The organism is Pseudomonas sp. zfem005 (assembly GCF_032621735.1).
Taxonomy (GTDB): Bacteria; Pseudomonadota; Gammaproteobacteria; order Pseudomonadales; family Pseudomonadaceae; genus Metapseudomonas; species Metapseudomonas solani.
This window is the reverse complement of the sequence record NZ_JAVYJE010000007.1, coordinates 412,075-423,562: the sequence shown is the minus strand read 5'-3', so window position 1 is coordinate 423,562 and position 11,488 is coordinate 412,075. Positions and strand designations below refer to the sequence as shown.

The 11,488-nt window shown below is 66.0% G+C and carries 10 protein-coding genes; 3 read left to right on the top strand and 7 right to left on the bottom strand.

What is annotated here, in order from left to right; genetic code table 11:
• Positions 1-438 precede the first annotated feature (438 nt).
• Positions 439-2,520 carry a TonB-dependent receptor gene (locus RTW82_RS18020; protein ID WP_316925900.1) on the bottom strand — a complete coding sequence of 694 codons (2,082 nt, stop codon included), beginning with the start codon at positions 2,518-2,520 and terminating at the stop codon, positions 439-441.
• A gap of 21 nt (positions 2,521-2,541) precedes the next feature.
• Positions 2,542-3,477 (bottom strand): LysR family transcriptional regulator, encoded by a 936-nt coding sequence (locus RTW82_RS18015; RefSeq protein ID WP_043244817.1) that lies wholly within the window; start codon positions 3,475-3,477, stop codon positions 2,542-2,544.
• A gap of 161 nt (positions 3,478-3,638) precedes the next feature.
• Here RTW82_RS18015 and RTW82_RS18010 point away from each other — a divergent pair, with 161 nt between their 5' ends.
• Entirely contained in the window at positions 3,639-4,868 is a 1,230-nt protein-coding gene (locus tag RTW82_RS18010) for an acyl-CoA dehydrogenase (RefSeq protein WP_316925899.1), read from the top strand.
• Between the two features lie 72 nt (positions 4,869-4,940).
• On the opposite strand, the gene RTW82_RS18005 is transcribed toward RTW82_RS18010, so the two are convergent.
• The 4 genes from RTW82_RS18005 to RTW82_RS17990 form a co-directional block, all read right to left on the bottom strand.
• Positions 4,941-5,969, bottom strand: a complete 1,029-nt coding sequence (locus tag RTW82_RS18005) for a MerR family transcriptional regulator (RefSeq protein ID WP_184491806.1) — start codon at positions 5,967-5,969, stop codon at positions 4,941-4,943.
• 85 nt (positions 5,970-6,054) lie between these two features.
• Positions 6,055-6,261 (bottom strand): hypothetical protein, encoded by a 207-nt coding sequence (locus tag RTW82_RS18000; protein WP_021221225.1) that lies wholly within the window; start codon positions 6,259-6,261, stop codon positions 6,055-6,057.
• 6 nt (positions 6,262-6,267) lie between these two features.
• Positions 6,268-7,263, bottom strand: a complete 996-nt coding sequence (locus tag RTW82_RS17995) for a TerC family protein (RefSeq protein ID WP_021221226.1) — start codon at positions 7,261-7,263, stop codon at positions 6,268-6,270.
• Between the two features lie 549 nt (positions 7,264-7,812).
• Complete coding sequence (locus RTW82_RS17990) at positions 7,813-9,186, bottom strand: substrate-binding domain-containing protein (RefSeq protein ID WP_043244822.1); 1,374 nt, start codon at positions 9,184-9,186, stop codon at positions 7,813-7,815.
• A 298-nt stretch (positions 9,187-9,484) separates the two neighbouring features.
• On the opposite strand from RTW82_RS17990, the gene RTW82_RS17985 reads away from it, so the two are divergent.
• Positions 9,485-9,811 (top strand): YegP family protein, encoded by a 327-nt coding sequence (locus tag RTW82_RS17985; protein WP_021221228.1) that lies wholly within the window; start codon positions 9,485-9,487, stop codon positions 9,809-9,811.
• 72 nt (positions 9,812-9,883) lie between these two features.
• Here RTW82_RS17985 and xthA read toward each other — a convergent pair whose 3' ends face one another.
• A complete protein-coding gene (gene xthA / locus RTW82_RS17980) occupies positions 9,884-10,696 on the bottom strand; it encodes an exodeoxyribonuclease III (protein WP_316925898.1) in 813 nt (270 codons plus the stop codon).
• A gap of 134 nt (positions 10,697-10,830) precedes the next feature.
• On the opposite strand from xthA, the gene RTW82_RS17975 reads away from it, so the two are divergent.
• A complete protein-coding gene (locus RTW82_RS17975) occupies positions 10,831-11,484 on the top strand; it encodes a GNAT family N-acetyltransferase (RefSeq protein WP_031288386.1) in 654 nt (217 codons plus the stop codon).
• The last annotated feature ends 4 nt before the right edge of the window (positions 11,485-11,488 follow it).

Here is an 11,488-nt window from a genome sequence, read left to right as displayed (position 1 = left end):
GTGAGTGTGGAGGGGCGGAGCACTATCTACGTCGCAGGCTCAGGGCCTAAGGGTGGACACGACTTCCAGCCCCTCCCCCGATGATCAGTCGGGAACTATTACCCCTGAAGGGGTAGTTAGTCGAGATACAAGGGTGGAGGTCGCTTTYTACGTCGCAGGCTCAGGGCCTAAGGGTGGACACGACTTCCAGCCCCTCCCCCGATGATCAGTCGGGAACTATTACCCCTGAAGGGGTAGTTAGTCGAGATACAAGGGTGGAGGTCGCTTTTTACCTCCACCAAGCGGAGTCGGGATCAGCACGCGCTTATGCCCTGAGCCGTAGCCGAGGGGGAGCGCCCCAGGCTGAAGTCCGGGCTACGGGGCATGGTGTTCGCGAGCAGAGCTCGCTCCTACGGAGGAGGACGTAGGTCGGGTGCAACCCGACGGATTGCGGACCCTTCAATCGAACGCATATTCCACACCCGCCGCGACATACCAGGCCCGTGCCGGGCCGGGCTCGTAGTAGCGCTGGTTGCCGTCGCCGACGATGACCGAGCCGATGTAGCGGCGGTCCAGCAGGTTGTCCAGGCGCAGGGTCTGGCTGAAGGTCAGGCGCTCGAGCTTCTGCTCGAAGCGGGCGCGCCAGTTGAGCAGGGCGTAGCCGGGGGCCGGGCGGGCGCTGTTGCTGTCTTCCACATAAAGCTTGCTGCGGTAGAGGCCCTCCAGCGCGGTGCTGATGCCCGCGCGCGGGCGCCATTCCAGTTCGCCCCAGAGGCTGGTGGCGGGGACGCCGGGCAGGTGGCGGCCGGCGGGAATGTTACGACCGCCGCTGGTGAAGCCCTGGTCGTAGGTGGCGCTGAGGCGGGTGTAGGCGAGGCGGGTGTGCAGGGTTTCGCTCAGCGCGCTGTCCACGGACAGCTCCAGCCCGTGGCGCCGGGTGCGGGCGGCGTTCTGGTAACGGGTGCGGCCACCGCTGGCGGCATCCACCACCAGTTCGTCCTCGGTGTCGATGCGGAACAGTGCCAGGTTGAGGCGGGTGGCTTCGCCGACCAAGCTCTTGAGGCCCACTTCGTATTGCCGGCTGGTGGCCGCGCTCAGGTCGAAGCCAAAGCTGTCGCCGGGCCCGGAGTAGGACAGCTCGTTGAGCGTTGGCGTCTCGAAGCCCTTGCCCCAGCTGGCGTAGAGGTTCAGTTCCGGGGTCAGCGCGTAGCTGGCGCCCAGGGTTGGGGTCAGGTCGCGGTAGGTGACCGAGCCGCTGTCGTCGCCGTTGCCGGGGCGGATGTAGTGGTCGTCCACGTCGAAGGCCACTTCGTTGTAGCGCAGGCCGCCCTGCAGGTTGAAATCCCCCAGGCGCCAGCCGAGCTGCAGGTAGGGGGCGATGCTGCTGACTTCGTCGCGCTCGTCCCGGCGCAGGTTGCCGCGCACGCCCAGCTGGCTGCCGACGAAGTTCTCGTAGCCCTGGCGGTCGTCGCTGGACTGGTCGTAGTCCACCCCCGTGGTGAGGGTGAGGTTGCCCAGGCCGGGGTCGAAGTCCTGCAGCCAGCGGGTGCTGGCACCGTGGAAGCTGCGCTCGAAATCGATCACGCCGCCGGAGCTGCGCGGGCTGACCTGGGCGGACGAGGGGATCGCCTGGTACTGGATCACCCGTCGCGTGCCGCCATAGAGGGTGGCCTGCCAGGTGCCGGCGGCGAAGGCGCGCTCGTAGTTGAGGCCGGCCTGGCGGTGGTCGATGGTCTTGCGCGTGTCGTAGTTCAGCGCCGCATCGGCGACGCCGCGCGGATCGGCCTGGTAGCCGGCCCAGGTCAGGCCGAGCGGGTCCTGGGTGCCGTTCTGGTTCAGCTGGCTGAAGGTCAGCGCCAGCTTGCTGTCGTCGTCCGGGTACAGGGTCAGCTTGGCGAAGCTCTTGTCCAGGGTCGCGGAGCTGTGCTTGCGGTAGCCGTCGCTTTCGTAATGGGACTGGTTGACCAGGAAGCCGCCCCGGTCGTTGCCGCCCTCGGCGGTGATGCGGGTGCGGGAGGTGCCCCAGGCGCCCTGGGAGGTTTCGCTGGAGATCTTGGGCGCGCCCTGGCCGTCGCGGGAGAACACCTGGATCACCCCACCCGCGTTGCTGCCATAGATGCTGGCGAAGGGGCCGCGCAGCACCTCGATGTGGTCGAGGGTGTCGAGGTCGAAGGTGGCCGCCTGGCCCTGGCCGTCCGGGTTGGAGGCGGGGATGCCGTCGGCGATCAGCTTGATGCCGCGGATGCCGAAGGCCGAGCGGGCGCCGAAGCCGCGCGAGGACACCTGCAGGTCCTGGGCCTGGTTCTGGCGGTTCTGCACCACCAGGCCGGGCACGGCGTTGAGCGCTTCGGAGAGGTTGACCCCGGGCTGGCCGAGGCTGGCCTGTTCGCGCTCGATGCGGTCGACGGAGAACGGCAGCTCGAAGCCGCTGGCCGGGTAGCGGCTGCCGGTGATCACCAGCGGTTCGACCTGCAGCGTTTCGGCCTGGGCCAGCGGGGTGAGCGCCAGGGACAGCGCCCAGGCAGAACGGTAGGTCGGCATGGGGCGTCCTTGCGTGGCGGGTCAGGCTTTCTCGGCTTTTTCCGCGCGTTGCTCCTGGGCGGTGACCTGCTGGCAGATCTCGATCATCTGCTCGCGCATCCAGCGGTTGGCCGGGTCCTGGTCGGTGCTTTCGTGCCAGTAGAGGTGGGTTTCCAGGGAGGGCACGTCGTTCACCGGCAGCTCGACGTAGTGCAGCTCGTGGCGGCGGGCGAAGCGCTCGGGCACGGTCATCGCCATGTCGGTGTTCTGCATCACGGTGGAAGCCATCAGGTAGTGCTGGGAGCGCAGGGCGATCTTGCGCTGGATGCCCATCTTGCCGAGGGACAGGTCGATATAGCCGAGGCCGCTGCGGCGGCTGGAGATATGGATATGGGTCAGCGACAGGTATTCGTCGAGGCTGATCTTCTCCTTCGCCAGCGGGTGGCCACGGCGCATGGCGCAGACGTAGCGGTCTTCCATCAGCTTGACGTGGCGCACCTGCGGGTCGGTGTTCAGCGGGGCGTCCACGGCGAAGTCCAGGCGCCCGGCGGCCAGCTCCTTGGTGGTTTCACGGCGCTTGGCCAGGAAGCTCTCGATCTGCACGTTGGGGGCGAGCCGGCGCAGGCGCTGGAACAGCGGCGGGAGGATCACCGTCTCGGTGAGGTCGGTCATGCTGATGCGGTAGGTCTTGTTGGCCTGGCTCGGGTTGAAGGTGCGGCTCTCCTGCACCGAGATGCGCAGTTGCTGCAGGGCGTTGCGCACCGGGCCGATGATGTTCTGCGCCATGGGCGTGGGCACCATGCCCTGGGCGGTGCGCACGAAGAGCGGGTCGTTGAAGGTCTCGCGCAGGCGGGCGAGGGCGTTGGAAACGGCGGGCTGGGTAATGCCTACGATCTGCCCGGCGCGGGTCAGGTTGGCCTCGGTATAGATGGCATCGAAGACGATGAAGAGGTTGAGGTCGACCTTGTTCAGGTTCATGTCCGAGTGCACTCCGTAGGCTGTTTTTATGGGCGGATCATATATCGGTGATGAATGTTTATACACGGTGAAAATAGGTTAGATAAATCTTAATCGCTGTTCTAGCATCATTTCCACACCTCACCCGTACCCAGAAAACATCCGTCAGAAGGTAGCTCCGCATGGATTTCGCCTACTCCCCCAAGGTCCAGGAACTGCGTGAACGCGTAACGGCGTTCATGGACACCTACGTCTACCCGGCCGAGCCGGTATTCGAGCAACAGGTCGCAGAGGGTGATCGCTGGCAGCCCACCGCGATCATGGAAGAGCTCAAGGCCAAGGCCAAGGCCGAAGGCCTGTGGAACCTGTTCCTGCCCGAGTCCGAACTCGGTGCCGGCCTGACCAACATGGAATACGCACCGCTGGCCGAGATCATGGGCCGCTCGTTGCTGGGCCCGGAGCCGTTCAACTGCTCCGCGCCGGATACCGGCAACATGGAAGTGCTGGTGCGCTACGCCAACGAAGAACAGAAGAAGCAATGGCTGGAGCCGCTGCTGCGCGGCGAGATCCGCTCTGCCTTCGCCATGACCGAGCCGGGCGTGGCCTCCTCCGACGCCACCAACATGGAAGCCCGCGCCGTGCGCCAGGGTGACGAGTGGGTGATCAACGGCCGCAAGTGGTGGACCTCCGGCGCCTGCGACCCGCGCTGCAAGATCCTCGTGTTCATGGGCCTGTCCAACCCGGACGCGCCGCGCCACCAGCAGCACTCGATGATCCTGGTCCCGGTGGACACCCCCGGGGTGAAGATCCTCCGCCCGCTGCCGGTGTTCGGTTACGACGACGCACCCCACGGCCACGCCGAAGTGCTGTTCGAAGACGTGCGCGTGCCCTACGAGAACGTGCTGCTCGGCGAAGGCCGCGGCTTCGAGATCGCCCAGGGCCGCCTTGGCCCAGGCCGCATCCACCACTGCATGCGCTCCATCGGCATGGCCGAGCGCGCACTGGAACTGATGTGCAAGCGCGCCGTCAGCCGCACCGCCTTCGGCAAGCCGCTGGCCCGCCTGGGTGGCAACATCGACAAGATCGCCGATTCGCGGATGGAGATCGACATGGCCCGCCTGCTGACCCTGAAGGCGGCCTACATGATGGACACCGTGGGCAACAAGGTGGCCAAGAGCGAGATCGCCCAGATCAAGGTCGTGGCGCCCAACGTGGCCCTGCGGGTGATCGACCGCGCCATCCAGATCCACGGCGGTGCCGGTGTCTCCAACGATTTCCCGCTGGCCTACATGTACGCCATGCAGCGCACCCTGCGCCTGGCCGACGGCCCGGACGAAGTGCACCGCGCGGCCATCGGCAAGTTCGAGATCGGCAAGTACGTACCGAAAGAGATGCTGCGCGGCGGTCACTGATCGCCGAGCAGTAATAAAGAGGCCCGCACGGGAAACCGTGCGGGCCTCTTTCGTTTCAGGCGGTGGAAGGCCTCAGCCGCGTGCGGCCATCAGGTGGCCCATGGCCTGGCGCAGGTAGTCCAGCAGTGCATCGCTGGCCCAGGAGCCATGGCGCAGTTCCGGCTCGCTCACCAGCGCCTGGCGGATCTTCTGCTGGGTGCGCGGGTCGTCACCGGCGTAGGAGCGGAACAGCTCCAGCCAGCGCCGGGCGAGGGCCAGGGTCGCCGGGGCATCGGCTGGTGCGCCGGACTCCATCTGCTGCTGCACCTCGGCGATCAGCGGTGGCCATTCGTGCATGCGCTTGCCGTAGTTGGCCTTGAGGTAGGCGAACTCCTCGGGCGTCAGGTGGCGCTGGTAGATCGCCATCTTGGTTTCGCTGAAGGCCTGGACCACATAGGCCATGGTCTGCGGGGTGATGCCCGTTTCCTCGCGCAGCGCCGGCTCCGCCTCGTGCATGGCATTGAGCTTGGCGAACAGCACCGGGTTGCCGCCGGTGTCCGCCTCCAGCATGGTCATCCAGGTGCGCGACAACGCCTGCGCCTCCTCGGCTTGCGGTGGTACGCCTTGGGCGATCAGTGCCTGGACCCGGGCCACCAGCCCGGCCCATTCGCGCCGCCGCGCCTCGTCCGCATACAGGCGCAGTTGCTGCAGTTCTTCCGGGGAGAAATAGCTGTCGTACATATTCATCAACTCCAGAGTGGTGAGCCATTCGGAGAGCTCCGGCTCCTGGCCGCTCTTCAGCTGGCCACCGAGGGTGGCCAGGCGTTCGCGCAGAAGCTGCCGGTGGGCGATCTCCCGGTCGAGCTGGTGAATCTGCTGCTCGATGAGGGGGGAGAGCGATACCGGCGCCTCGTCCAGCCACCCGCCGATCTCCGCCAGGGACAGGCCGAGCTTGCGCAGGACCTGGATCTGGTGGAGACGGGCGATGTCCGAGCGGCCATAGAGGCGATAACCGGAACCCGAGCGCGCGGAAGGGCGGAGCAGGCCGATCTGGTCGTAGTGGTGCAGGGTGCGGACGGTCAGCCCGCAGCGCTTGGCCAGTTCACCGACTTTCAATGACATGTCCTTGTGTCTCCTCGCGTGCCTGGCGGCATCCTCGGGCCTGACGTTGCGTGAGGGTCAAGCGAGGGCTGGAATCAATCCTGATTCAATCCTGGTGAGGCAGGGAGGGTTCGTGAGAAAGGGGCGGCGCGGCGTCGCGCTGCTGGCGCAGCCACTCCAGGCGCATGTGCAGCTGGGCGGCGAAGGTACGCGCGGCGAGCTCCTCGTGGAAGCTCACCCCGCGTTGTCCCATCTTTACCTGCCAGATCACTCGACCCCGTTGTTCGAGCACTACGATCTGCACGTCTCGCATCGATTCTCAGTCTCCGGCTGATGAAGCCTGGGGGCGGTCGCGGGTCTTGAACAGCGACAGCAGCACGCCACCGGCAAGCAGGCCAAAGGTTACGCCAAGAGAGATCAGCGCGGGAATCTTGCCGATGAAACCGTGCAGGAAGATCTTGCCGCCGATGAAGATCAGCACCAGCGCCAGGGCGTACTTCAGGTAGACGAAGCGGTGCATCAGCGCGGCCAGGGCGAAGTACAGCGAGCGCAGGCCGAGGATGGCGAAGATGTTCGAGGTGTAGACGATGAAAGGGTCCTGGGTGATGGAGAAGATCGCCGGCACGCTGTCCACGGCGAACACCAGGTCGGCCAGCTCGATCAGCACCAGGGTGAGGAACAGCGGGGTGGCCCAGAGCAGGTGGTGCCCGGAGGCGTTCTGCAGGCGCACGAAGAAGTGCGCGCCGTGCAGGTCATCGGTGACCCGCATGTGCTTGCGCACGAACTTCAGCACGGGGTTCTGCGAGAGGTCGCGCTCGGCGTCCTCGCGGGCGAACAGCATCTTCACCCCGGTGAACAGCAGGAAGGCGCCGAAGATGTAGAGGATCCAGTCGAACTCTTTCACCAGCGCGGTGCCCAGGCCGATCATCAGCGCGCGCAGCACGATCACCCCGAGGATGCCCCAGAACAGCACCCGGTGCTGGTAGCGGCGGGGGATGGCGAAAAAGCCGAAGATCATCGCCATGACGAAGACGTTGTCCATGGACAGCGACTGCTCCACCAGGAAGCCGGTGTAGAACTCCAGCGCGGCCTGGGAACCCAGCTCGTACCAGACCCAGCCGCCGAAGGCGACGCCCACGCAGAAGTAGCCGCTGTAGAGCAGCAGGCTCTCGCGCATCTCGATTTCATGCTGGTCGCGGTGCAGGACGCCGAGGTCGAACACCAGCAGGCCGAAGACGATGGCCAGGAACACCAGCCACAGCCAGGTGGCGGTGCCGAGGAAGTCGGCGAACAGGAACGTGTGCAGAGCTGACATGAGCCCCTCCTTGCTTGTCGTGTTGAATGCTCAACAGTGACTCCGACATGGCGGGTGCAAACCGTCAGAGGGGCCCGGCGTCACATAAGGGAAGGCTAGCGCAGCGGCGTCGCCGGTAAAACCGGCAACGTTTCATTTCATTGCGCGCGGTCAAGGTTATCGACTGCGGAAGGGGCGGGGAGTGCGAAGGGAATGTTCAGCCGTGCTTTCCGGGACGAGGTGCCCGGCCTTCCACGAGGTTCATCGATGCGGCGTTCCAGGCACGGTGACGTGCCGCGCAGGACTCCGTCTGGTGGAGGTAAAAAGCGACCTCCACCCTACACATCGGTCATGTCCGGCGTGGGGCATTCGTAAGGGCGATTGTAGGGGCGACTTCAGTCGTCAAGCGGCGCGCAACGCCGCCATCCCCGTGGGAGCGAATTCATTCGCGAAAAGCGGCCCGTCCCGGGCATCGCGGTTGAAACCGTTCCCACACCTTGAGCCAAAAGAAATCGCCCCTGTACGGAGCGACTCGGACAGGGGCGACCATGACGCGGAAGGTCGGATCGGTCAGTAGACCCAGACTTCCACACGACGGTTCTTGATGCGTCCTTCCTCGCTGTTGGCGGCCACCGGCAGCTCGTCACCGAGGCCGGTGATCTCGCGGAAGGACACGCCGGCCTTGGCCAGTTCGCGGCGCACGGCCATGGCGCGCAGCTTAGAGAGGAGGGCGGCACGGCCCGGGTCGGCCTTGGGGTCGCCGAAGCCCACCAGGGTCACCTGGTTGGACAGCTTGCCGCTCTCCTTGAGGTAGTCCAGCACGCGCTCCACGTCGCGCAGGGCCTTGTTGTCGAGGTTGGCGCTGCCTTCCTGGAAGCGGAAGTTCACCGACAGGCGCTGGGCGTCGCGGGCCAGTTGCTGGTAGTCCTTGGGCATGTCGGGCTGGGCGGCGACCTTCACCGCCTGCACCGTCTGCGCGACGAAGCCGGTCTGGGCGACGATGGCCTGGCCGCGCGGGCCTTGGGCGAAGCGCACCAGGGCCTGGGCCCAGGGGTTCTTCTCGCCGGGCTTCATATAGAAGAACAGGCGGCGCGACAGCGGGTAGTCCTCGGTGGCGATCTGCGTCACCGACGGCGCCATGGCCTGGGACTCGCCATCGGCGATGGAGGCGGCGCGGGACTTGCCCACCGAGGCGAGGCCGACGAAGCCGATGCCGGCGGCGTCGGCGCTGACGGCTTCGGAGAGCTTGTCGTTGGATTCGAAGCGCTTGGCGCTGGCGGCGAGGCTCTTGCCGTGGGCGGCCAGCACCAGTTCCTTGAAGGTGTCGAAGGTGCCGGACTTGTCGTCGCGGGCGTACAGGTGGATGGCACCGCCCTTGCCGCCGATCTCCTCCCAGGTCTTCACCTCGCCGGCGAAGATGCGTGCCAGCTGCTCGGTGCCCAGGCTGGCCAGGGTGTTGCCCGGGTTGACGATGATGGCCAGGCCGTCGATGGCGATCACATGCTCGCCGTAGCGGCTCTTGAGGTCGCCGAACACCGAGAGGTCACTGGCTTCGGCGTCCTTGATCGGGCGCGAGGCGGCGGCCAGGTCGGCGCTGCCGTCCTTGATCGCGACGAAGCCGGTGCCCGAGCCGTGGGCGGCCACGGTGATGCGCACGTCGCGGCCGTTGGGCGCACGGCCCACCAACTGCACTTCGTTTTCCTGGGTGCCGGGCTCCTGGCGGATGCCGCCCAGGCCTTCCTCTTCCATCAGGCCGCGCACCAGCGCCGGGCCGAGCTTGGCGCCGATGGTGTTGGAACCCTGGATGCGCAATGCCGGGCTCTTGTCGGCGGGCAGGGGCAGGGCGGCGAACACCGACCAGGGCAGGGCGTAGCAGACGAAACCGAGCAGCAGCATGCTGAGGGTCCGGCTCCAGATATCTCGTTCACTGAGGTCGCGCATCATGCGGCGGGCCTTATCGCTAGGGGTGACTGGGAAGTGCCGCGAGATTAAGTCAGCGAGGTGACGGAGATATTACAAAGCGCTCTGCAATGGGCCTCGGGACCTTTCCCGCCCCGTGTATGGACCAGGGCCTACGACGGCTGCCCGGGCACCCCGACATACCGCTCGCGCGGCCATCGGTATGGTTCGCAACTTTGTCTGGCCGGGCGGCAGGCAAGGAAGCTCAAGCGTCCCTCGTCCGCCCGTGCCAGGCACCAAGCCCCGCTTTTTGGGGCATCCATCTGTGACTAAGGAGTTGGAAATGGCTGGCTGGTTCGAGCTGAAGAAGTACGGCAACGGTGAATATCGCTTCCGCCTGAAGACCCGGGAGGCGCAGGTCGTGCTGCAAAGCGGCCGCTACCCCTGCCGGGACAGCGCCGAAAGTGCCATCGCGCTGTTCCGCAACCACTGCGCCAATGAGGAGCGCTATGAGCGCCGCATGGCCACGGGTGGCAAGAACTACTTCCGCCTCAAGGCCGGTCGCGAGGTGATCCTCGAAAGCCACCTCTACGATTCGGAGCCGACCCTCGACGCCGCCATCGAAAGGATCATGACCCTCGGCACCACGCCCAAGGTCGAGCTGGCCTAAGCCCGGCGGATAGCAAAAAGCCCATCGCGAGATGGGCTTTTTTGTGCCTGATTGCCAGGAAACCCAGCGCGATCAGCTCAGTTCCAGCCAGATCGGCGCGTGGTCGGAGGGTTTCTCCATGCCGCGCAGGTCGTAGTCGATGCCGGCGTCTTTGATCCGTGCCTGCAGCGGGCTGGTGGCGAGGATCACATCGATGCGCAGGCCGCGCTTGGGGTCGTCCTCGAAGCCGCGGCTGCGGTAGTCGAACCAGCTGAAGCGGTCGTTCACCTCGGGGTTGAGGTGGCGGAAGCTGTCCACCAGGCCCCAGCTCTTCAGGGTCGCCAGCCACTCGCGCTCTTCCGGAAGGAAGCTGCACTTGCCGGTCTTCAGCCAGCGCTTGCGGTTCTCCTCGCCGATGCCGATGTCGCAGTCTTCCGGCGAGATGTTGATGTCGCCCATCACTACCAGCGGCTGATCCGGCTTGAAGTTGCCCAGCAGCAGCTCCTGCAGGTCGGCGTAGAAGCGTTGCTTGGCCGGGAACTTGGTCGGGTGGTCGCGGCTCTCGCCCTGGGGGAAGTAGCCGTTCATCACCGTCACCGGGTTGCCCTGTTCATCGGCGAAGGTGCCGTAGATGAAGCGGCGCTGGGACTCCTCGTCGTCGTTGGGGAAGCCCTTGTGCAGGGCCAGCGGCTCCTGGCGCGAGAGCAGGGCGACGCCGTAGTGGCCCTTCTGCCCGTGGTAGTGCACGTGGTAGCCGAGCTTGCGGATATCCGCCTCGGGGAACTGCTCGTCGGCGACCTTGGTTTCCTGCAGGCCGATGACGTCCGGCTGGTGCTTGGCGATCAGCGCTTCGAGCTGGTGAGGACGGGCACGCAGGCCGTTGATATTGAAAGAAACGATCTTCATGACGGAGCCATCCTGGAAAAACGCCGATCCTAGCCCATCGTCGGCACGCCCTGCCACCCGTGTGGCGAGGCCTTGGGGGCGGTGCTACCTTGCCTGTGGGCCTGATAACCACATAACAAACGAGGTCACCGTGAATGCCTGGATACGTCCCCACCGCGCCGGTTGAAGTCCGCATGCTCGACGGCGGCTATGCCCGCGAGGCGCGTTCGCTGCTCTACCACGCCTACCGCCACGAACCCACCTTCGCCTACCTCTTCGAGGCCGAGCGTGCCGGCTACGACCAGCGCGTGCGTGCCACGGTACGCGAGCTGGTGCAGCAGCATTTCCTCGAAGACCTGCCGGCCATCGGCCTGCTCATCGAGGACCGCCTGGTGGGCATCGCCCTGATCGCGCCGCCGCAACGCCGGCTGGACATCACCGAAAGCTGGGGCTGGCGCCTGCGCATGCTGATGACCACCGGTTTCCGCTGCACCAAGCGCTACCTGGAGTACCACGACGCGGTGCTCGCCTGCCTGCCGCCGGGGCCTTACCACGTATTGCCGCTGCTGGGGATCCACCCGGAGTTCCAGGGCAAGCACCTGGGCGAGAAGCTGCTGCAGGCCCTGCACGACTGGTGCGCCGAGGACGCCGGCTCCCAGGGCGTGGTGCTGGATACCGGCAACGCCCGCTACCTGGATTTCTACAAGCGCCAGGGCTACGAGGAGATCGGCGAGGTCGCGCTGGGGCCGGTGCTGGAACACGTGTTCTTCCATCCCAATCCGACGCCGGCGCTGCAAGCGAACGCGTAGGACG